The organism is Shewanella sp. SM23 (assembly GCF_025654295.1).
GTDB classification, from domain to species: Bacteria; Pseudomonadota; Gammaproteobacteria; order Enterobacterales; family Shewanellaceae; genus Shewanella; species Shewanella oncorhynchi.
Window position 1 is genome coordinate 1 of the sequence record NZ_JAKKRM010000009.1, and the last position, 22,111, is coordinate 22,111.

Annotated in this window: 15 protein-coding genes and 1 rRNA gene; 6 read left to right on the forward strand and 10 right to left on the reverse strand. The window is 45.3% G+C overall.

Annotation, left to right across the window (positions count from 1 at the left end):
• Window positions 1–107: 107 nt before the first annotated feature.
• Both L5L98_RS12425 and L5L98_RS12430 read left to right on the forward strand, forming a co-directional pair.
• Window positions 108–3,010, forward strand: a 23S ribosomal RNA gene (locus tag L5L98_RS12425).
• Between the two features lie 328 nt (window positions 3,011–3,338).
• Window positions 3,339–5,789, forward strand: coding sequence for a GGDEF domain-containing phosphodiesterase (locus L5L98_RS12430; protein ID WP_263141238.1), 2,451 nt, complete (start codon window positions 3,339–3,341; stop codon window positions 5,787–5,789).
• Here L5L98_RS12430 and L5L98_RS12435 read toward each other — a convergent pair.
• The gene (locus tag L5L98_RS12435) at window positions 5,746–6,729 is read right to left on the reverse strand and encodes an alpha/beta fold hydrolase (RefSeq protein WP_198573810.1); all 984 of its coding nucleotides are present in this window, start codon (window positions 6,727–6,729) and stop codon (window positions 5,746–5,748) included. The genes L5L98_RS12430 and L5L98_RS12435 overlap by 44 nt on opposite strands.
• A 95-nt stretch (window positions 6,730–6,824) precedes the next feature.
• Window positions 6,825–8,636, reverse strand: coding sequence for a DUF885 domain-containing protein (locus tag L5L98_RS12440; protein ID WP_263141244.1), 1,812 nt, complete (start codon window positions 8,634–8,636; stop codon window positions 6,825–6,827).
• 210 nt (window positions 8,637–8,846) lie between these two features.
• Between L5L98_RS12440 and add the strand changes: the two genes are divergently transcribed.
• Together add and L5L98_RS12450 are read left to right on the forward strand one after the other, a co-directional pair.
• A complete protein-coding gene (gene add, locus L5L98_RS12445; RefSeq protein WP_263141246.1) occupies window positions 8,847–9,842 on the forward strand; it encodes an adenosine deaminase in 996 nt (331 codons plus the stop codon).
• 126 nt (window positions 9,843–9,968) lie between these two features.
• On the forward strand, window positions 9,969–10,178 hold the full coding sequence (locus L5L98_RS12450; RefSeq protein ID WP_263141248.1) for a hypothetical protein: 210 nt from the start codon (window positions 9,969–9,971) through the stop codon (window positions 10,176–10,178).
• A 26-nt stretch (window positions 10,179–10,204) separates the two neighbouring features.
• Here L5L98_RS12450 and hemN read toward each other — a convergent pair whose 3' ends face one another.
• The 5 genes from hemN to L5L98_RS12475 all read right to left on the reverse strand — a co-directional run bounded on the left by hemN (window position 10,205) and on the right by L5L98_RS12475 (window position 15,113).
• Window positions 10,205–11,581 (reverse strand): oxygen-independent coproporphyrinogen III oxidase, encoded by a 1,377-nt coding sequence (gene hemN, locus L5L98_RS12455; protein ID WP_263141251.1) that lies wholly within the window; start codon window positions 11,579–11,581, stop codon window positions 10,205–10,207.
• A gap of 261 nt (window positions 11,582–11,842) precedes the next feature.
• Window positions 11,843–12,310 (reverse strand): DUF2489 domain-containing protein, encoded by a 468-nt coding sequence (locus tag L5L98_RS12460; protein WP_212599427.1) that lies wholly within the window; start codon window positions 12,308–12,310, stop codon window positions 11,843–11,845.
• A 73-nt stretch (window positions 12,311–12,383) separates the two neighbouring features.
• Window positions 12,384–12,944 carry a Der GTPase-activating protein YihI gene (yihI, locus tag L5L98_RS12465; RefSeq protein WP_105250763.1) on the reverse strand — a complete coding sequence of 187 codons (561 nt, stop codon included), beginning with the start codon at window positions 12,942–12,944 and terminating at the stop codon, window positions 12,384–12,386.
• A 90-nt stretch (window positions 12,945–13,034) separates the two neighbouring features.
• Entirely contained in the window at window positions 13,035–13,673 is a 639-nt protein-coding gene (locus L5L98_RS12470) for a class I SAM-dependent methyltransferase (protein ID WP_105250762.1), read from the reverse strand.
• Window positions 13,674–14,489: 816 nt separating this feature from the next.
• Window positions 14,490–15,113 (reverse strand): c-type cytochrome, encoded by a 624-nt coding sequence (locus tag L5L98_RS12475; RefSeq protein ID WP_105250761.1) that lies wholly within the window; start codon window positions 15,111–15,113, stop codon window positions 14,490–14,492.
• Window positions 15,114–15,280: 167 nt separating this feature from the next.
• Here L5L98_RS12475 and yihA point away from each other — a divergent pair, with 167 nt between their 5' ends.
• Window positions 15,281–15,940 (forward strand): ribosome biogenesis GTP-binding protein YihA/YsxC, encoded by a 660-nt coding sequence (gene yihA / locus L5L98_RS12480; RefSeq protein ID WP_006079362.1) that lies wholly within the window; start codon window positions 15,281–15,283, stop codon window positions 15,938–15,940.
• 1,022 nt (window positions 15,941–16,962) lie between these two features.
• Here yihA and polA read toward each other — a convergent pair.
• Window positions 16,963–19,731 (reverse strand): DNA polymerase I, encoded by a 2,769-nt coding sequence (polA, locus tag L5L98_RS12485; protein ID WP_173497795.1) that lies wholly within the window; start codon window positions 19,729–19,731, stop codon window positions 16,963–16,965.
• A 387-nt stretch (window positions 19,732–20,118) separates the two neighbouring features.
• On the opposite strand from polA, the gene elbB reads away from it, so the two are divergent.
• Window positions 20,119–20,781 carry an isoprenoid biosynthesis glyoxalase ElbB gene (elbB, locus tag L5L98_RS12490; protein WP_263141269.1) on the forward strand — a complete coding sequence of 221 codons (663 nt, stop codon included), beginning with the start codon at window positions 20,119–20,121 and terminating at the stop codon, window positions 20,779–20,781.
• Window positions 20,782–20,869: 88 nt separating this feature from the next.
• Here the strand turns inward: elbB and glpG are convergent, their stop codons facing one another.
• Complete coding sequence (gene glpG / locus L5L98_RS12495) at window positions 20,870–21,715, reverse strand: rhomboid family intramembrane serine protease GlpG (RefSeq protein WP_173497797.1); 846 nt, start codon at window positions 21,713–21,715, stop codon at window positions 20,870–20,872.
• Window positions 21,712–22,017: a thiosulfate sulfurtransferase GlpE gene (gene glpE, locus L5L98_RS12500; RefSeq protein WP_006084745.1), complete on the reverse strand. Its 306-nt coding sequence runs from the start codon at window positions 22,015–22,017 to the stop codon at window positions 21,712–21,714. The genes glpG and glpE overlap by 4 nt, the downstream gene beginning before the upstream one ends.
• Window positions 22,018–22,111: the final 94 nt, after the last annotated feature.

Sequence of the window (22,111 nt, forward strand, 5' to 3'; positions counted from 1 at the left end):
AATAGTTTACGTCTAAGGCGCGTCCACTTCTTTGGTCAGAAGTGAGACAAGTAAAACCAAGCTGGTCGCAATGCGGCGCAGATGAGTGAAACTCATTTGGGTTGTATGGTTAAGCGACTAAGCGTATACGGTGGATGCCTTGGCAGTCAGAGGCGATGAAGGACGTAGTAACTTGCGAAAAGCGTTGGCGAGCTAGTAACAAGCATTTGAGCTAACGATGTCCGAATGGGGGAACCCAGCAGCATAAGCTGTTATCGCAACATGAATACATAGTGTTGCGAGGCGAACGAGGGGAACTGAAACATCTAAGTACCCTTAGGAAAAGAAATCAACCGAGATTCCCCTAGTAGCGGCGAGCGAACGGGGATTAGCCCTTAAGTCAGTGGGGTGTTAGTGGAATGCGTTGGAAAGCGCAGCGGCACAGGGTGATAGCCCCGTACATGAAAACTAACCATTGATGAAAACGAGTAAGGCGGGACACGTGACATCCTGTTTGAATATGGGGGGACCATCCTCCAAGGCTAAATACTCCTGACTGACCGATAGTGAACCAGTACCGTGAGGGAAAGGCGAAAAGAACCCCTGTGAGGGGAGTGAAATAGAACCTGAAACCGTATACGTACAAGCAGTGGGAGCGGTTCTTGAGACCGTGACTGCGTACCTTTTGTATAATGGGTCAGCGACTTACATTTTGTAGCGAGGTTAAGCGAATAGCGGAGCCGTAGGGAAACCGAGTGTTAACTGCGCGTTTAGTTGCAAGGTGTAGACCCGAAACCCGGTGATCTAGCCATGGGCAGGTTGAAGGTTGAGTAACATCAACTGGAGGACCGAACCGACTAATGTTGAAAAATTAGCGGATGACTTGTGGCTGGGGGTGAAAGGCCAATCAAACCGGGAGATATCTGGTTCTCCTCGAAAGCTATTTAGGTAGCGCCTCGAGCGAATACCATTGGGGGTAGAGCACTGTTAAGGCTAGGGGGTCATCCCGACTTACCAACCCTTTGCAAACTCCGAATACCAATGAGTACTACTCGGGAGACAGACGGCGGGTGCTAACGTCCGTCGTCAAAAGGGAAACAACCCAGACCGTCAGCTAAGGTCCCAAAGTACTAGCTAAGTGGGAAACGATGTGGGAAGGCTTAGACAGCTAGGATGTTGGCTTAGAAGCAGCCATCATTTAAAGAAAGCGTAATAGCTCACTAGTCGAGTCGGCCTGCGCGGAAGATGTAACGGGGCTAAGCTAGTCACCGAAGCTACGGGTGCACAGTTTACTGTGCGCGGTAGAGGAGCGTTCTGTAAGCCGTAGAAGGTGAAGGGGTAACCCACGCTGGAGGTATCAGAAGTGCGAATGCTGACATGAGTAACGATAAAGGGGGTGAAAAACCCCCTCGCCGAAAGACCAAGGGTTCCTGTCCAACGTTAATCGGGGCAGGGTGAGTCGACCCCTAAGGTGAGGCCGAAAGGCGTAATCGATGGGAAACAGATTAATATTTCTGTACTTCCGCTAACTGCGATGGAGAGACGGAGAAGGCTAGGCTAGCGCGGCGTTGGTAGTCCGCGTTTAAGGTGGTAGGTGGTGTTCTTAGGCAAATCCGGGGACACGTACTTAAATGTACACACTGAGAGCTGATGACGAGGTCCTAAGGGACTGAAGTAGTTGATGCCATGCTTCCAGGAAAATCTTCTAAGCTTCAGGTTAGTGGGAATCGTACCCCAAACCGACACAGGTGGTCGGGTAGAGAATACCAAGGCGCTTGAGAGAACTCGGCTGAAGGAACTAGGCAAAATGGTACCGTAACTTCGGGAGAAGGTACGCTCCTGTTGGTGATGAGACTTGCTCTCTAAGCTGACGGGAGTCGCAGATACCAGGTGGCTGCAACTGTTTATCAAAAACACAGCACTGTGCAAACTCGCAAGAGGAAGTATACGGTGTGACGCCTGCCCGGTGCCGGAAGGTTAATTGATTGGGTTATCGCAAGAGAAGCTCATGATCGAAGCCCCGGTAAACGGCGGCCGTAACTATAACGGTCCTAAGGTAGCGAAATTCCTTGTCGGGTAAGTTCCGACCTGCACGAATGGCGTAATGATGGCCACGCTGTCTCCAGCCGAGACTCAGTGAAGTTGAAATTGCGGTGAAGATGCCGTATACCCGCGGCTAGACGGAAAGACCCCGTGAACCTTTACTATAGCTTGGCACTGAACATTGAACCTACATGTGTAGGATAGGTGGGAGACTWTGAAGTTGTGACGCTAGTCATGATGGAGTCGTCCTTGAAATACCACCCTTGTAGTTTTGATGTTCTAACCTAGGTCCCTTATCGGGATTAGGGACAGTGCCTGGTGGGTAGTTTGACTGGGGCGGTCTCCTCCCAAAGAGTAACGGAGGAGCACGAAGGTTGGCTAAGTACGGTCGGACATCGTACGGTTAGTGCAATGGCATAAGCCAGCTTAACTGCGAGACATACACGTCGAGCAGGTACGAAAGTAGGTCATAGTGATCCGGTGGTTCTGAATGGAAGGGCCATCGCTCAACGGATAAAAGGTACTCCGGGGATAACAGGCTGATACCGCCCAAGAGTTCATATCGACGGCGGTGTTTGGCACCTCGATGTCGGCTCATCACATCCTGGGGCTGAAGTCGGTCCCAAGGGTATGGCTGTTCGCCATTTAAAGTGGTACGCGAGCTGGGTTCAGAACGTCGTGAGACAGTTCGGTCCCTATCTGCCGTGGGCGTTGGATGATTGAAGGGAGCTGCTCCTAGTACGAGAGGACCGGAGTGGACGAACCGCTGGTGTTCGGGTTGTCATGCCAATGGCATTGCCCGGTAGCTACGTTCGGAATCGATAACCGCTGAAAGCATCTAAGCGGGAAGCGAGCCCTAAGATGAGTCATCCCTAGGAATTTAATTCCTCTAAAGAGCCGTTCGAGACTAGGACGTTGATAGGCATGGTGTGTAAGCGTTGTGAGGCGTTGAGCTAACATGTACTAATGACTCGAGAGGCTTAACCATACAACCCAGATGGGTTTTCATCGCCAAGCGCCTAATTATCTCATTGAGATGTAACCAAGCCAGCTGAATAAGCTGGCTTTTTTGCGTCTGCAATTTGTAAAATCGTCATTTAAAGACCAATGCTATATAGCATTATTCTATTCATTTTAGTTTTGGTTCTTCTGCTAGTTCTTTACATTTTTTCCTTCCTTTATTTCAGACTTTTATACTCTAAGTTGATTATTTACATGAAGATCTCGCTTAGTTTGATAAGTCCTTTTGCTTAGTGGTTCGTTTCCCGTTAGCATACAAAAATATTAATTTTTTTGTTAACGGCCATCTGTTGCCTATGCTTCGTAAGCTTTCGCTCGCGGTACTGCTTCCTCTTTGTATGCTGACCCTATATTTAGTGTTGGTCATAGGCGAGTACCTGTTCGAAAGTGACCAAGTTAGGGCTGAACTTGCGCAGCGACAATCGGCTTTGATAAATCAACAGTTGTTCCGCATGCAGAATGTGGTTCAATCGGCGCAAGCTTTACAGGATGTAGAGCGGATTGAGCAGGAGGTTTCCTTAGCTGCGCTGGATATGGGCACTATGGTGTATATCTTGGTTGATGCTGAAAGCCGTATTCGTTTTGCTAATCATACTGTGTGGCGTGATAGCAATGCGACTCAAGTCATCGATGGTTATGATGTAGACCTTCACCGCTCTGTGGTTCAAGCTTTTCTTCCGCAGATCCTCGTTAATCTCGACCGTTTAACTATTCAAGCATATTATCCCGTTCTTCCCCAGTATGGTGGGGCTGTTGATTTGATTTATCTTGAAGCCGATTTAGCGCCTTTAGTTGCCGAAGCTTCCGCTAAGTTACAACAACGTTTTATGCGGGTTTGGGGGCTGGGTGGATTATTACTCATTGGTTTTACCTTCATTCTCTATTTCCTATTGATCCGTCCATTCCAAATATTAAGCGAGGCCGCTAAACAGGTAGGGACTTCTTCCTTTTCGACATCGATACCTTGGAGTTCATCTGAAGTTTTATCTTTGCAAGCCAGTTTGCAGCAGGCACATGAGCGTTTAAGTCGGGCAGTTAAACAGCTCAATGACAGTGAATTGCGTTGGTTATTTGCTGTGGAAGGTTCGCGTAACGGTATTTGGGATTGGGATATTAGTACTGGGGAGGTTTTTCTTTCTGATCGCTGGAAAGAGATGATTGGTTATGAGCCTGATGAATTGGCTGGAGTATTCCAGACATGGGAGACGCGGCTACATCCCGATGATAAGCAGATTGTGTTAGATGCTTTGCAGGAATACGTTAGCGGAAAGAGTAAAGAATTTGAAAGTGTTCACCGCTTACGCCATAGAGATGGCCATTATGTGTGGGTATTAGACCGCGGTATGTTAGTTGATTGGGATCCCCAAGGGCGCCCGACTCGCATGATAGGCATTCATATGGATGTGTCAGAAAGCGCGAAGAACCATGCTGCAATTACTGAGCTTGTAGATCAATCTGTTGTCGGTCGCAAGATGTTGCCCGATGTCTTTATGGTGCGTTTATCTCAATTTTTAACCCAAGGTAATAGTTCGGGGCAATGGGGGGCATTGCTGCTCGTTGAGGTGGATCGCTTAGGATTGGTCGCCACTTTACATTCCCATGAATTAGAGCGCTTGTTAACGCAAATCGCGGCCCGTTTATCGAGTTATTTCACTGAAAATATAACGGTCGGTCGATTAGAGTCTGGTAATTTCGTTTTGCTTGCTAAAGATTTAGCGGCAGATGCGTCAGCCGCTGCTCGTCGTGCTTTAGCCCTTGCGAGTGAGTTAAGGCAAGTGATTGCTCGACCATTCCATTACGGTCATCATCACTTTGAGCTGAGCGCGTGTGTGGGGATCTGTTTACTCGATAGTATAGAAACCTTAGATCCTGCTTTAGTCATGCGTCGTGCCGAGTTGGCAACGTTAAGCGCTAAGCAAGCAGGTCAAGCTGGGTGCGCTTTTTACCATGCTGAAATGGACTTTCGCCAGAGCCGTGATGAGCTGTTGCAACAGGAATTACAAACCGCATTACAACAAGATAGCTTAACGTTAATGTTCCAGCCTGTGATCAATGCGACCAGTGAACTTGTCTCGGCTGAAGTGCTCACGCGTTGGTATCGTGCTGATGGAGAGTTTATTCCGCCAGCTGAATTTGTGGCGTTAGCAGAACAAGGGGGAATTATTGCTGAGCTTGATCTTTGGGTGGCAAAGCGGGTGTGTCTGTTTATTCAGAAATCGCGGGCTCAAGGAAGGAGTTTGCCTCCTTTGACTCTCAATATCAGTGCATTCTCATTTGGTCAGGCTGATTTTGTTGATGCATTCGTTGGGTTAGTTAAGGAGCATGGTATTGTGGCTAATCAACTGGGTATTGAGCTCAATGAGGCCGCATTGTTAATGCAACCACAGTTTGTCGATGAGCGTGTCTCTAAGTTAGTTGAAGCAGGTGTAGGCATCATCCTCGATCATTTCGGTTCGGGTTTGAGTGCCTTGAGCTGCTTAGCTAATCAGCCATTAGTTGCGGTTAAATTGGATATGAGTTGTATCGATTCATTAACCACAATGCCAACAAAAGTGAATGTACTTATTACCTCTGCGCGGCAATTCAATTTGAGCGTTGTCGCCAAAGGTGTCGAATCATCCCAACAATATCAAGCTTTTGTTGAACTAGGCTGTGATGGCTATCAGGGCTATTTATTCAGTCGAGCTTTAAACCAAGCGGACTTTATCCAGCTTGTTTGTCCTCGTCCTTTATTGCGTAGCGTTTAAAGAAGTCGAGAGCATAGTTTAAGGCTTGGTTTCGGCAGGCGTCTTTTTCCATAAAAATCTCATGGGCAGCCCCAGCGATTACTTTCAATTGGCAATGGGTACTCACGGCGAGATTCTGGGCCGCATTATCAACAATCTTATCTTCACTCGCTTGCAGTATCAGTATCGGAGTGCGAATTTGTGCCGTTGCCAGTACGCAAGTATCTGCCGCATCTAAAGATTCAGTCAACCAACGGTTAGTGGGTGAACCGAGTTGTAACTTAGGAGCAGCATCATACAATTCTCGGTAGGCTTGGTATCGGCTTTGACTGTGAGTTAGCTCATTCCCTTTGAATGGAACAGGTTTATAGTTTTGTCCTGCAAGTACATAATTAGGCTCGCCGCCATTGAGTGTGGTATCGAGTTTACTGGCTAACCAGCGTACGAACGCTTTTGGCATAGGTAATTTAATGCCATACATGGGTGCGGAAAATGCCGCGGCGGTAAAAATATCGGGATGCTGTTTGAGATACAAAGTGCCAATCGCGCCACCCATTGAATGGCCAAGTAGCATGAGTTGTTTGTCGTTTTGTGGTAACACTATCTTCTGCATAAATAGTGCAAAATCATCAATATAATCATTGAATCTTCGCACATGGCCCATGTGTGGATTGATTGTCATACGATCCGATAGCCCTTGGCCACGGTGATCTATGGCATAAACAGAGTAACCTTGTTGGTATAAGTCGAAGACCAATTCTTGATACTTTAAATAGGACTCGACTCGGCCACTGCTGAGAACGATTGCGGTATGCGCTTGGGGATGTTTGACCATCATATAGGCCAGCGTGACGCCGTCGGCAGAGGCTAGCGTGTCTTGAACAACGCTTTGCCAGAAGGCTTGCTGCTCTGAGGTATTTAAATCGTGTTCAGTCGAAAATGTCGCTTTGGCTTGGCTCATACTCAGTCGCAAATCATTTGGCTTGAATGGTTTGTTAGAGTGTAACAGACAACCATGGGAGTCTGAAAATACCGACTCCCATGAATTTCATTAACTTAGCGTGTCGCCTTTTTCGCTTCAATAAAATCATTGATTTGCTGTTCGAGGATCGACATAGGCACAGAGCCATTTTCGAGCACAGCATCGTGGAAGGCACGAATATCAAATTTGTCGCCGAGTTCCTGTTCTGCCTTGGCACGTAATCGTTTGATTGTTAACTCACCAATTTTGTAGGACAAGGCTTGTCCTGGCCACGAAATATAGCGGTCAATTTCGGTAGTGACATTGTGCAGTGATAGTGCGGTATTGCTGGCCATAAAGTCGATGGCTTGTTGACGACTCCACCCTTGGGCATGCATGCCTGTGTCTACGACTAAACGCGCCGCCCGCCACATTTCATAGGTTAGGCGGCCAAAGTTACTGTATGGATCTTGGTAGAAACCAGCTTCTAAACCTAAATATTCGCAATATAGCCCCCATCCTTCACCAAAGGCAGAGATATAGCCATAACGACGGAAATCTGGGAGTGAGGTTAGCTCAGAGTTGAGTGAAATTTGCAGATGATGACCGGGTACGGCTTCGTGCAAGGTTAAGGCTTCTAGCTCGTAGAGTGGGCGCTTATCCAATGCATAAGTGTTGACCCAGTAGTAACCGGGTTCATCATCGCTGTTCGATCCTGAATATCGCCCTGTGGTGTATTTCGGTGCAATTTCGGCGGGCACTGGTGCTATACCATAGGGCTGGCGTGGGAGTTTGCCGAAGTACTTAGGCAGCATGGCATCGGCTTTTTTGGCAATAAACGCCGCTTCTTTGAGTAACTGCTCGGCACTGGTGGTGTAGAACTGGGGATCGGTCCGCAGGAAATGTAAGAAGTCGGCAAAGTTGCCTTTAAAACCTACTGACGCGATGATTTGTTCCATTTCTTGGCGGATACGTTGTACTTCTTTTAAGCCCAGTTCATGCACTTGCGTCGACGTCATATTCAAGGTCGTATAGTAACGTACCCTATTCTCATAAAATTCTGCGCCGTTAGGTAAGCTACTGGCCGCGATATTTTCCCGGGCATTGGGAATGTACTCTTTAGTCATGAAATCATAAAAGTTTTGGTACAGAGGTAGAACTTTTTGCTCAACTAAAGCGCGGCCTTCTTGGGTCAGCTGAGTTTTTTGTGCCTCAGTGAAATAGCTGGGATATTGAGTAAAAGGTTTGAAATAACTGCTCTTTTCAACAGGGACGATATAAGCACTGATACTGTCTTCAAAGCCATTGAGTGTCACTTTTGGCGGCGTTATTCCCTCGGCTAATCCTTGTTTTAGCCAGTGGGTTTGCTGGGCGAAATAGGTCGGGAGTGCATTGAGTTTGGCAATATAGTTGCGGTAATCCTCAAGGGTGTTGAATCTTCCCTGTGCGATTGACGTGATATAAGCGTGGAAGCCGCTTTCCGCCGTAATGGGCAGGTAATAATCCTTGAAACGATATAGGTCGACATCGTTTTGGATCTGATCTTCCAGTATTTGAGCGTTAATCCTATCTTCTTTACTCAAGCTGCTGCGGTCGAGTGCTTTGAGCTGCGCTAGTACTGCGATTTGACCTTGATTAAGCTTAGCGAGCGCGGCTGGCGAGAGATCCGCTAATTTTCCTGCGGCACTGGCATCGCCCATGCTGTAAGCCATTTCAGGACTCGCACTGAGCTGTAATTGCCAGCTTTGGTCGATAATCGCTTGCAGCGCGGGAGCTATGGGCTCAACTTGCGACTGTGCTGCCGATATTGTCTGTGGCGCTGCGATTTGACTATTTTTTGTGATTTGAGTGGCACTGCAGGCGCTTAATGCGCATATCAATAAACTGGGGGTTAAGAGTTTATGCATAGTCGATCTCTGATATTTTCGTTGTTATTGAAGTCATTATGCCTGATGAATGCGGCCATTCCTTGTATGGATATTAAGCAGAATTGTGACTGAATGTGAATTTAAATGCGTTTGGCGCATAAATGCCCCCGAAAATGCGTGTTAAACTTAGTGTCCGCCCGCGACCAAATAACAAAAGCATTGGCTGGGTAGTTCAAATAGGGGTTAAATATGATTGATACATCCATTCCATTGGTGGATCTGCATCGTCACCTAGACGGTAATGTGCGGGTAAATACCATTTGGGAACTAGGACACCAACACGGCATTGCGCTACCTGCCGATTCTTTAGAGACGCTCGCACCTTTTGTGCAAATTCAGGGGAAAGAAACTAGCTTAGTCGCCTTCTTAAAGAAGCTCGATTGGATGGTTGCCGTACTCGCAGATTTGGATGCGGTTAAACGCGTCGCCTATGAAAACGTTGCCGATGCGGCGTTATCTGGCTTAGATTACGCTGAGTTACGTTTTAGTCCTTACTATATGGCGATGAACCATAAGTTACCGATTGAAGGCGTAGTTGAGGCGGTAGTTGACGGCGTTAAAGCGGGCTTAAAAGACTATAACGTGAAAATCAATTTGATTGGCATTATGTCACGTTCATTTGGTCAAGCTGCTTGTACTCAAGAACTTGAAGGCTTACTCGCCCATAAACAACATCTTGTGGCTATGGACTTAGCCGGTGATGAATTAGGCTTCCCTGGCGAGTTATTTAACGATCACTTTAAACGTGTTCGTGATGCTGGCCTTGCGATTACGGCTCACGCCGGTGAAGCTGCGGGTTCACAAAGTATGTGGCAAGCGATTCAAGAACTTGGCGCAACTCGAATTGGTCATGGGGTGAACGCGATTCACGATCCTAAGCTGATGGAATATCTTGCTAAGCACCGTATTGGCATCGAATCTTGCCCAACCAGTAACTTGCATACTTCTACTGTGGCTTCTTACGCTGATCATCCATTCAGAACCTTTATGGATGGAGGCGTGTTGATAAGCCTAAATACCGATGATCCCGGTGTGAGCGCTATCGATATTAATCATGAGTATCGTATCGCCAAATCTGAACTCAAGTTAACCGATGCTGAGTTAGCGCAGGTGCAACGTAACGGCGTTGAAATGGCATTTTTATCGGACAGTGGGCGCAAAGCACTCTATGCCGCTAAGGCATAAGTAATACCAATCACATTTAAATATCTAATCAGTTCAGAGCCTCACAGGCATTTCAATCCGAGGCGCATTGATGCAGAAATGGTTATTCTCTTTTAAGTCAATGCAACACGGGAGTGGGATGCCTGTGTGGCTCCCAAGGGGCGGGTTTCAACGCGCTTTATACTGCGTTTAAGGCTTTCGACAGAGCACCACTATGCCTTCAAGCCTTCGCCTTGGCTAAAGCGCGTTGAACTCCCGCTGAATGAACAGATATTTAATACGATTGGTATAAGCTCTGAGTCGTTAATAAAAATAGCTATAAATAAAAATCCGACTCTAGAGTCGGATTTTTTGTGAGCGTTTGCGAGTGCAGCAATAAGCGTTTAGATCACGCGTGAGAACTGTTGCTGACGCGCTTTTTGACGATAGTAAAGATCGAAGCACATACAGATATTGCGGATCAATAAACGGCCAGTAGGGCTGATAGTGATCTGTCTGTCGACGATTTCAACTAACTTATCATCGATAAATGTCTGCATTAACTTAAGATCTTCCGCGAAATAGGTTTCGAAGCTAATCCCCAGTTTCTCATCAATTTTCGCCATATCTAGTTCGAAGTGGCAAATCAGCTGTTTAATCACTACACGGCGGATTTCATCGTCACGGTTCAGGCTACAACCTTTCCACAAAGCATGGCCTTCCTTATCTATGGCCTCATAGTAAGGGCGGATATCTTTCTGGTTTTGCGCATAGCAGTCGCCAATCTGACTGATAGACGATACGCCAAGACCTAACAAATCGCATTCTTCTTGGGTAGTGTAACCTTGGAAGTTGCGGTGCAGTCTGCCTTCGCGCTGCAATTTGGCTAACTCGTCATCGGGTTTAGCAAAGTGGTCCATACCGATATATTGGTAGCCTGCGCCAGTTAAGGTCTCGATAGTTTGGTGCAGCATTTCGAGTTTTTGTTTTGGCGAAGGTAAATGCTCGTCTTTGATCTTACGTTGAGCGGCAAAGCGCGCAGGTAAGTGAGCATAGTTAAATACCGACAGACGGTCAGGCGATAAATCTAAAACGCGCTGCATAGTGACGGCAAAGGTTTCTGGCGTTTGGTGTGGCAAACCATAGATTAAATCTATGTTGGTCGACACAAAACCCATGGCTTTCGCTTTGGCCATTAAGTCGAAGATAAATTGCTCATCTTGTTCGCGATTAACGGCAATTTGCACTTCTTTATTGAAATCTTGTACACCGATGGAGATCCGGTTAAAGCCCGCTTCTTTCAGAGTGTCGAGCATTGACAGCTCAATCTCGCGAGGATCGACTTCAATTGAAAACTCACCTTCATCCGCAAAGTTAAAGTTGGCTTTAATCAATGATGTCAGCTTTAAAATTTGCTCTGGATTTAAGAAAGTGGGTGTACCGCCGCCCCAATGCATTTGGGTCACACTGTAATGTTTGAACAGGGGGGCACGTTTAATAATTTCTTGGCTTAAATATTCAATGTACTGATCGGCTTTGTGTTGGTGGCGGGTGATGACTTTATTACAGCCGCAGTAATAACAAAGCTTGGCGCAGAACGGGATATGAATATACAGCGACAGTTTATCGCTTTTGCTATTTTCAATGGCCGTCAGCAGGTTTTGTTCGGTGAATGTGTCATCGAACTCTAATGCCGTTGGGTAAGAGGTATAACGGGGACCGCTGTAGTTATATTTTTCGATCATCGACTGATCCCAGCTAATCTGAGTGGGCTGCTTCAAGGCGTGTCCTCCGTGGGTAAATTAGCAACAAGCGAAGTATGCAAGGTTCTTAAGTAAATAACCTTGATCTAGGTTGTAAAAATGACGTCTGTCTTTTTAGAAGTTACGCAATATCTATCAAAAAAGTACGCTTGTCTGTCGATATTTGGCGATTTTGTGCGCAGGCTCACGGGAGTAAGGAGGGTAAGATTGGTGCAGGTTTTATCGAGATAACCTCAAAACCACAATATAAGTGGTCTTGAGGTATAGCAATGGGCTGGTTTAATGCATCGCTTTGGCTTGGTAATCCGCCAGTTTTTTCGCATCATCACTGATGCCTTGCTCTAATGCGGCTTCGGACTTCATTCTGATCAAGTCTAACTTCATTCTTTCTTGCTTAGGCAAGGCTTGACGAGCATCCATGATGGGATGATTTTTAATTAACTCAAAGTGTTTGAATAATGAAGGGTAATCGGGAGCCACACGCTCACTTAATGACAGGATTTCAAATAATCGCCCAATCCTGACCACGCCTTCAGAGATCTCACAGCGGTCTTCAATCATGGCGGTGGCGATATAGCGGATATCATCTAAAACTTGGGCACGTTTTGCGTTCGCAGTCACTTCACGCTCGGCTTGTTCAGCCTGCTGACGCTTTTTTTGCTGCTTGAGTTTTAGGATTAAGAAGGTGGCGTAGCTACTTAGCGCTACTATGATGATAAAACCGAGAATAATGATAGTCGTAGACACAGAGACTCCTTATATGAATGGCATAAGGAGCCACAGCTAAAAACTGAGTTCCCTATGCCTTAGCACTGAGAGGTTAGAACTTGTCTTGATAATCTTTTAGTAAGTCAGCGCCTGATTCGAATTTGTCGAATAACTCATCGTCAGACAAAGACTTAGCAGGTGATGAAGGTGTGTCATCATCCATATCGTCGCTAATGCCCAGTTTAATCATCAGAGCTTCAATCTTATTTAGCTGTTGATCTAACCACTTTTGGTCAACCTCGTTGAGGTCGCGGCCTTCTTCAAGCATATCTAACAGCTGATTTAGTCTTGGATCTTCTTCCAGTTTCAGCAGTTTTTGCTCGTCAGTCAGCTTAGCTTGTTTTACTTTTGGCTGAGCGGCTTTATCTGTTACCACTGCCGCAGGAATTGCTAAAGCCACAGGCTTTTTACTGCCATGACGCGGGTCTTTTTTCTTAGCGGCCTGCTGTTGCGGCGCTTGCGCTAAAATTAAGCTTTCGTTATGACGACTACCTGATTTATTGCCAGAATCTTTACGTTTGCCAGTCGCTACAGCGCGATCTTGCTTCTTCACTCTTGGCTGTAACTTAGGGCTGTTCTCGCCGCCCTTGCGTGTTTTCTTGCTACGAGACATGGTCTTCTCAATTATTTACAACGTATGGCCTTGCAGACTAAGGGTGAGCTTGTCTACAAGGTGCGAAATTAGGCCGAGTGTTATACCAGATTATGATGTTTTTTGCATCAAAACGAGGTCCTTTGCGGCAAATAATAGTTCAAAATCGCTATTGTTTGCGAGGTACTCGAAGGTTTGTCGCTGATAAAAGCTCACATGGGTGAGGTTGTTCTTATAATGCCACTTAGCAAAACCATCTAATTCAGTCAGTAATGGTGTGCTTATCGCTAACCAACCACCAGAATGCAGTAGCCGAGAGAGCAAAGTCCACTCTTTTATAGGGTTTTGAAAATGCTCAAACACCCGATAACAGCAGATAAAATCATACTCTAGCTTTAACACATCATGATTCGGGGCAAAAAAGGGATCATATTGATTTAACTTGTGGCCCGCATTTTCTATGGTCGTCAGGCTCTCATCATCGAGTATGCGACCAAAATTCAATCCTAATAAACTGCCCGCTTGTTGCTGCTCTAATTGCGCTAACAGCGGCAAAATAAATTGCGATAACTGTTTTTGCTTCGACGCTATGCGTGAACGACCGTATCTTTGCTTCTCTGCCGCGGGGGGTAAATGGCTATTCGCATCCGCAAAGGTTAACTCACATGTCTTGCAAACATAAAAACTCCGCTTTTTATCTTGATGAAGGAGTCGTGTCTGACTGTTATGACAAAGAGGGCATCTGGGCATTGAGTCTGCTGAAGTGGTTATTAAGGCTTTGATTGTACCAATTATATTGGTTGAGTGCACATTTTAGACACTAATGGGGTGTTACAAAAGAAAAAAGGCGGCAGTTAAACTGCCGCCTTACAAAGGGTGCTTTAGCACCTTATCCTGATTCCAAGTATCCATACTTGCTATGCGACTTTCCCGGTCGGTATCCTTCTTTTTTTTACTGCTTTCCCTGCATTATTTTTGTTAATGGTCTTCCAGACACTTTATTTTTTTCTGTCGCCATCCTTACTACAGTTTCCGTAGATGGTCTCGCAACACATCTTTTAAAGCATCGTCATCATTGACGTCGAGTTAACCATCCATGTTACTTAAGTACCTTCCTGTGATAACAAGCATCCAGCCAGTGCATCCTAAGCTTATCGCTTCCTTTGCTACAGTTTACATCATGTAAACTATGTCCTGATGGGGCAAGTTACCCTTAGCGTAAGGTGTTTTGCTAGAAGCAAATTGGCGTTATCGGCCATCCCTTACAAAATTGTGCTGACCTGGATTTCAAGTGGAAATCACGACTCTTGTTATTATTAGAGAGTGGTCTTAAGTATATTATTGTTATTGAGTATCTTTATTCTTATATCTTAAACGTTAATTATACCGAAACCTGTAAGTTATTATTAATCTTTTTGTACAAACAGATGGGTTTATCTCGGTACGGGGCTTATTAAACCGAAATCTGTGATCTATGTCAAGCACGAATCTTTGCAGTTTACGTCCACGTCAACTTTGTGGTGTAAAAAAAGGGTGACAATACACCCTTCTTTTCACTCGCGAAGATTACTTCAGGCTAGAAAGATACTTTGATAGCGCGTCGATATCGCTATCATTTAGTTTTTTAGCCACATCTTGCATCATGCCATTCAAGTCATTATGGCGGCCCGCTTCACGGAATTTTGTCAGCTGGATCTTGATGTAGTTTGCGTGTTGGCCTGCCAACGTTGGAAAACCTGCAAGCTCAGCGCCTTTACCATCTGGGCCATGACATGCCATACAAGCGGTAATGCCACGAGAAACATCACCACCCTTGTAAAGTTTAGCACCTAACTCAGGAACATCTTTTGCTTCAGCCACTTGGATTGCTTGGCTAGAAAAATATGCGCTAATGTCGAGAATATCCTGATCGCTTAGAGGCATTGCCATGCCACTCATGATAGGATCCATACGCCCATCTTTACCGCCAGTTTGTGCTGCGCTACGGAAATCATGTAGTTGCTTTTGGAGGTAAGTGGCGTGTTGGCCCGCAATTTTGGGGTACATATCGATCATACTGTTACCGTCCATACCGTGACAGGCCGAACAGACAATGATTTTCGTTTTTCCCGCTTCAGCATTACCTTCAGCAATCGCAGGTGAAGATATGGCGGCAATTACAACAGACAGCGCAAGAGCTAGCTTTTTCATGGCGTTCCAACTTCTGGTTAAATTATTATCCTGAGCTTACTAGGGTGACCCGCAAGCGTGGTAAAATATGATTAATGTGATCGGAGTAATATTTTACACGAAAACGTGGGAAAGTAAGTAATTCTTCATAAATTATGGTATTGCGTAGAAAAATTTCGGAGTAAATAGTGACTGAATCTCGTATAGATTTTCGTAGGGCAAAGTTTTTAATCAGTGCACCTGACATTGCACATTTGGATCAATATCTGCCCGGCGATGTTGGAGTTGAGATTGCATTTGCTGGCCGCTCTAATGCTGGAAAGTCTAGTGCACTCAATGCATTAACTGAGCAAAAAAGTTTAGCAAGAACCAGTAAAACACCGGGCCGTACTCAACTAATTAACGTATTTGAGTTAGATGCTCAGCGTCGTTTAGTTGACTTGCCTGGTTATGGCTTTGCGCAAGTCCCACTTGCGTTGAAAAATAAATGGCAGCAAGCATTGGGTGAATATTTGCAAAAACGCGCTTGTTTAAGTGGCGTGGTTGTCTTGATGGATATTCGTCATCCATTAAAAGATCTCGATATGCAGATGATTGAATGGGCAGTTGCTAGTGAAATTCCTGTATTAGCTTTGCTAACGAAATCAGACAAATTAGCCCAAAGTGCTAAGATGAAAACCGTAAATGAAGTGCGTCTCGCACTAAGTGAGTTTGGCGACTGGGTGCAAGTTGAACCCTTCTCATCACTTAAAGGAACCGGTAAGCCTAAAGTGTTGGCAATTCTTAATGAATGGTGTCATCCACAGTGGTTGACTGATGAGTTAGATGCAGCGAATAACGCTGAATAATATCGCCTGTTTTGGTGTACATGGTAGAATTTGACTGTGTATACCTCCTCTTTGTTTTTACTGCAATTTTTTCTCTTTTGTTCAGTCTCATTCCCATCGGTTATTCGTTAATCTCAGGCAAAAAAATAGCCGATGATATTATCATCGGCCAAAAATATTAGCTCTTTTGGGGAGAAGCTAAATTCAACAAGACTCAAGCACCATCAAATTAGCTTCAATGGTTCTCAATGAAACTAGCATACAGCCAATTCATTCCTTATTAAAGTAAATACTCTAAAATTTACTTAAAGTCTGAAAAAAGAGCAAAAAAAAGCCTCAGCAAACAAGTTGCTGAGGCGCCAGAATTTGGCTCATCACTATAAGTGAAATAAAGGTCTGAAAGATAGAACATCTTAACCTCTGTACCCTACGCAGAGAATATTACTCTATTTATCTTTAAATGGAAAACAGTTTTTTCAAAAAAGAGGTAATTATGTGCGCTTGATCTCAGGTTGTGAGTGAAAAAGCATCTCAAATTGATCCTAAAATTTCAGTGAAAATGGTTAATTGGCTGATTTAAAGAGAAAACTCGAAATTTATATACAAAAGTGATCAATATTTGAGATTTGATTTTTTACTCTAATCCTGACCTAAGGTTTTGGTGTACGCGTGAGAGAACAACCGTTATGGCATTCTTGAGCATATATGGCTGACTTGAATGCAGTTTCAATTCGAGTAAATCACACCTTTTAATATCCATCTGCTGTGGCAGTGTATCGATGAACTCTACTGCCAAATGTATCAGGTAAAGATTGTTTGGCTGTGAGTGAATCATTTTCTGCCGATGAAGTTTGTCTAACTTAACGAGCTAATTTGTATTGTGAAAGGGTTATTTATGCTGAGTGATGAAAAGGACTCTGTATTGATGTTCTTAGAGGCGATTAAGACGGGAGAGAGCTAATCTGAGCTCAAAATATTGAAGTCAGATTAGCTTTATTTTCAGTTAAATCATATTGATAGTGTTCTTCTGGATATTACTGAGATTAGTGGGCTTCATCCCAGTTATCACCAATGCCTGCTTCGGCAAGCAGTTCAACATCGAGATTAGCTGCTTGCGCCATCAAGGTGCAGATTGTCTTTTTAAGTGCCTCTGCTTTATCCGCATCGACTTCAAACACTAATTCATCGTGAACCTGCATGATCATAGTGATTTCGCCTTGGGTTTCTGTTTTGATCCACTGGGCAATATTGATCATGGCCTTTTTGATGATGTCAGCAGCCGTACCTTGCATTGGTGCGTTAATCGCAGCACGTTCAGCACCTTGGCGGCGCATCGCATTACGATCACGGATTTCGGGCAAGTAGAGGCGACGACCAAACAGAGTCGACACATAACCTAAGTCAGCAGCACCCGCGCGCGTTTCTTCCATATAACGTAATACGCCAGGATAACGGGCAAAGTAGGTATCGATATAGGTTTGTGCTTCATGGCGTGGGATATCAAGCTGACGCGCCAAACCAAAGGCTGACATGCCATAAATTAAGCCGAAGTTAACCGCTTTGGCACGGCGGCGTTGTTCTGTGGTGACTTCATCAAAGTCGGTACCAAATACTTCTGCAGCAGTGGCTCTATGAATGTCTTTCCCCTCGGCGAAGGCTTTGAGTAAGCCTGCATCTTGGGATAAATGGGCCATGATCCGTAGTTCGATTTGCGAGTAGTCGGCGGCCAAAATTTTACGGCCTGCTGGGGCGATAAAGGCTTGGCGAATACGGCGACCTTCTTCGGTGCGAATCGGAATATTTTGCAGGTTAGGTTCGCTTGACGATAAGCGACCTGTTGCCGCATTAGCTTGATGATAGCTAGTGTGTACGCGACCCGTTTTGGCGTTGACCATCAGTGGCAGCTTATCGGTGTAAGTGCTCTTTAACTTAGATAGACTTCGATGTTCGAGGATCACCTTTGGCAGTGGGAAATCTAAGGCTAATTCGACTAATACTTCTTCCGCGGTCGATGGCGCACCCTTTGGGGTCTTTTTGGTGATCGGATAACCTAGCTTTTCATAAAACAATACTTGCAGCTGCTTAGGTGAACCAAGATTGAATTTTTCACCGGCAATGTCGTAGGCTTTTTCTTCTAAGGTATCGATTTTACGCGCCAGTTCATCGCTCTGTTGGCCGAGTAACATGCTGTCGATTAAGACCCCTTGACGTTCAATGTCCGACAACACTTGGATTAGCGGTAATTCGACTTCGGTAAACATGGCGGCAAGTTCGGCTTCTTTCTCGAGTCTTGGCCATAAATGTTGGTGTAAACGCAGTGTGATGTCAGCATCTTCTGCTGCATAAGGTGCAGCCGTCTCTAGCGGGATTTGGTTGAAGGTCAGTTGTTTTGCACCTTTGCCAGCAATTTCTTCAAAACTGATATTTTTATGGCCTAAATACTTGAGTGCTAAACCATCCATATCATGGCGCGAAGCCACTGAGTTGAAAACATAGGATTCGAGCATAGTGTCGAAAGCGACGCCCTGTAGTTTGATCCCTGCATTGGCTAAGATACTGATGTCGTACTTAAGATTTTGACCGACTTTCTTAAGTTTTGGATCCTCAAGCAGCGGACGCAGTTTTTCTAACGCGACCGTTTTATCGATTTGAGTCGGTGCACCAACGTAATCGTGGGTCAAAGGAAGATAAGCGGCTTTTCCTGTCTCAACGGCGAAGGAAATCCCGACTAATTCGGCCACCATGTAATCTAAGCTGGTGGTCTCAGTATCGACTGCCATTAAGTCGGCTTGTTTAAGCTTAGCAATCCAAGTGTCTAATTCGGCTTCGGTGAGAATGCAGTCGTACTGTGTTTCAATCGCTTCGACTGGAGATGAGTATTCTTGTGTTTCTGTGGATGCCGCATCAATTGAGGTATTTGCCGTCATTTTATTATCTAAGACTTCAGCTAACCAACGTTTAAACTCCATCTCGCCGTAGCATTTGATCAGTTCATCTTTGTCTGCTGGCATGAGAGTGAGTTCGTGCCAATCTTGCTCAAGTTCGACATCGGTTTTGATGGTGGCGAGTTCGTAAGAAAGCTTGAGCATGTCGGCATTTTCAATGATTTTTGCCGCCATGGTTTTAGAACCTCTAAAGCCGAGCTCGGCGACTTTTTCGGGTTCCGCTAATAAGTTACTCACACTGCCGGCTCCCGTGAGCATAGCGAGCGCCGTTTTCTCTCCCACGCCGGGTAAGCCTGGAATATTGTCAGCCTTGTCGCCCATCAGTGCGAGTAAATCTATGATACGGTCTGGACCGACACCAAATTTGGTGACGACTTCTTCTGGGCCCATTATGGTGTCTGTCATGGTGTTGATGAGCGTAACGTTCTCATCCACTAACTGGGCCATGTCTTTATCGCCTGTGCTGATAAGCACGGCACGGTTTTCTAAGCTGGCTTGGCGGGCAATAGTTCCAATCACGTCATCGGCTTCGACGCCGGAAATTGAAATCAGTGGTAAACCCAGTGCGCGAATAATGCGATGCAAGGGTTCGATTTGCGAACGTAGATCATCAGGCATAGGTGGGCGCTGTGCTTTGTATTCGCTGTACATGTCATTGCGGAAGGTTTTTCCCTTGGCATCGAACACGACTGCTATATGGCTTGGCTGATAACGGGTCAACAAGCTGCGTAACATATTCACTACGCCATAAACGGCACCCGTTGCTTCGCCCTTTGAGTTTGTTAGGTGAGGAGGCGCATAATAAGCGCGATACAAATAAGAAGATCCATCCACAAGCACAAGTGGGTTTTTAGCGACGGTTGGCATAGGTATTTTTCGTTTATCGATGACTTAGATGGCGCTAAGCATGCCACAGAAGCACTATTTCAGCCATGGCAAAATGACTCTCAGCCTGTGGATAAGTCTGTGAGTGAAAAAGTCAACTGAGAATAATGGCGATGATTACGGCTTAGTGCGATTTTTTTAAGTTGTTGTTTTTTATGTTTATAAAAGATTTGTGTGAGTTCAATACTGTTTCTTAAAAAATCTTCCCAATTTGTGGATTTTTTATTGACTCCGTAAAATACATCTAAGGATTGGCTTAATTTTCGGCACTCGTCAGATTCGACGAATTAAGTTAGCACGATTTTTAATCAGATCAACTAGTTTGTTTATGGTTTGTTAAAACTTAATGACATAAGAAGGATATTTTTAATGAAAAAAGTCGCAGTGTTACTGAGTGGATGTGGTGTTTTCGATGGAACTGAGATACATGAATCGGTTTTAACGCTTTTATGCTTATCCCGATCAGGGGCTCACTACCAGTGTTTTGCACCAGATATCAAACAGATGCATGTGGTAGATCATCTCACTGGTGAGGTCGATGCTGCTGCAAGTCGTAACGTGCTGGTGGAGTCGGCACGTATCGCCCGTGGCGAAGTCAAAGCGACCACAGAATTAGATATCGCCGAATTTGATGCCTTGATCATTCCCGGTGGCTTTGGTGCGGCGAAAAATCTGTGTAACTTTGCGACGAATGGCAGTGAGTGTGAATTGGAACCGCTGGTGACTGATTTTATCAATGAGTTCATTCTGGCGAAAAAGCCCGTTGGTTTTATCTGTATTGCTCCTATGATGATCCCGCGTTTATATCCCCAGGGAGTAAAAGGCACTATCGGTAATGATAGCGATACTGTTGCAGCGTTTAATTTGATGGGCGGTGAGCATCAGGTTGCGACAGTACATGAGATAGTCGTGGATGAAGCGAATCGCATTGTCAGCACTCCCACTTATATGTTGGCTGGTAATATTGCTGAAGCGCATTCAGGCATCGAGAAGCTAGTCGTTAAGCTACTAGAAATGACTGATCTGAGTTAGTTTGAGCGGTTTGCAGAGGGGTGAAGCGAGTTATTGAACCAAGATAAATTTTAGGATTTATCTTGGTTCACTATATTAGATTGAGTTATTAGATTGAGCTCGAGGATTTGCGGCTATCAAATAAACCTTGGGCTAAACCTATGAGTAAGCCGCCAATGTGGGCGCCGTTAGCAACCGAAACCCCTAGAATATCTGTGAATCCCAATGCCAACCATATCATCATAAAGCCCATATATGATGGTGGGAAATCTATTCCTGCTGCGGGTTTACGTATACCCATGATCCAAGTGTAACCCACCACTGCATACACAACGCCGGACAGCCCGCCAAAGTTAGGTCCACCGACATAATATTGGATAACGTTTGGCAGTGTTCCTGCGACAAACAGCAGGATGAGTAATGGTGCAGTACCAATACGGGTTTCGATTTTACCGCCTAAATACCACCACCAGAGCAAATTAAAGATGACGTGCATGGCGGAAAAATGCAGCAGGCTCGGTGTAAAAACACGCCAGAACTGGCTGAACTCTGAATGAGGTACTGCCCCAAAATAGGACAGTGCTTTGTAGGTTTGGTTGGCGAATCCTAAGTTCATCGCTGCAAAAATGAGTACGCAAGCCGCAAATATGATCAGCGTGACTGGGCCTGCGCCAGTAATAAATTGGGTGAACAACTGCAGCGAAGGGGCACCATAATCGAGTTTGGTTTGGGTATCGCCGTGTTCCCATGAGGCTTGCAGATATTTATTGTCGTAAGGGTGAGCAATAAAGTGGGCAAACTCTTTGCGTGCTTGCTCCACATCTTTGTCATGGATAACCAGAATGGCAACACCCTGAACCAGCGGCTCAATTTGGCAGTCAATGTCTTCCCCTTTGAGGTAATCGACAAATGCCTGCGCGGCTCTGCTGTTGGGGAGTCTGCCAATTTCTATCATGCATTCGCCTCATGCCAAGCGCTATAGCCGCCGTCTAGGCTGTAAACGTCATCAAAACCTTGTTCGCATAAATATTGCGCCGCATTTTGGCTGCTCATGCCGTGATAACAAACCACCACCAGTGGGCTATCCATATCGGCTTGGCTAATAAATTGCGCTAGGTTTTCGTTATTCAGGTTAGTTGCACCTGCAATATGGCCGTTGGTGAAGCTATTGCCATCGCGGATATCGACGATTTGCACTGGCTGTGCTTCGGTCATTTGCAGCAATTGATTAACGCTTAAGTGTTTAAAGGAAGACATAATAAAACCTGACAAAGCTAAGAGATGGAAATCAAGATGGGATAAGTGTGCAACAAGGGGCTGCGAGTGTACAGCCCCTATCTAGGTAATGCTC

Excerpts from the sequence above, each read along its gene's own strand:
- polA (WP_173497795.1), bottom strand. The coding sequence starts at position 19,731 with ATGCCAACCGTCGCTAAAAACCCACTTGTGCTTGTGGATGGATCTTCT.
- add (WP_263141246.1), top strand. The coding sequence starts at position 8,847 with ATGATTGATACATCCATTCCATTGGTGGATCTGCATCGTCACCTAGAC.
- L5L98_RS12435 (WP_198573810.1), bottom strand. The coding sequence starts at position 6,729 with ATGAGCCAAGCCAAAGCGACATTTTCGACTGAACACGATTTAAATACC.
- L5L98_RS12440 (WP_263141244.1), bottom strand. The coding sequence starts at position 8,636 with ATGCATAAACTCTTAACCCCCAGTTTATTGATATGCGCATTAAGCGCC.
- glpE (WP_006084745.1), bottom strand. The coding sequence starts at position 22,017 with ATGTCTTCCTTTAAACACTTAAGCGTTAATCAATTGCTGCAAATGACC.
- L5L98_RS12430 (WP_263141238.1), top strand. The coding sequence starts at position 3,339 with ATGCTTCGTAAGCTTTCGCTCGCGGTACTGCTTCCTCTTTGTATGCTG.
- elbB (WP_263141269.1), top strand. The coding sequence starts at position 20,119 with ATGAAAAAAGTCGCAGTGTTACTGAGTGGATGTGGTGTTTTCGATGGA.
- glpG (WP_173497797.1), bottom strand. The coding sequence starts at position 21,715 with ATGATAGAAATTGGCAGACTCCCCAACAGCAGAGCCGCGCAGGCATTT.
- L5L98_RS12475 (WP_105250761.1), bottom strand. The coding sequence starts at position 15,113 with ATGAAAAAGCTAGCTCTTGCGCTGTCTGTTGTAATTGCCGCCATATCT.
- yihI (WP_105250763.1), bottom strand. The coding sequence starts at position 12,944 with ATGTCTCGTAGCAAGAAAACACGCAAGGGCGGCGAGAACAGCCCTAAG.
- L5L98_RS12470 (WP_105250762.1), bottom strand. The coding sequence starts at position 13,673 with ATGCCCAGATGCCCTCTTTGTCATAACAGTCAGACACGACTCCTTCAT.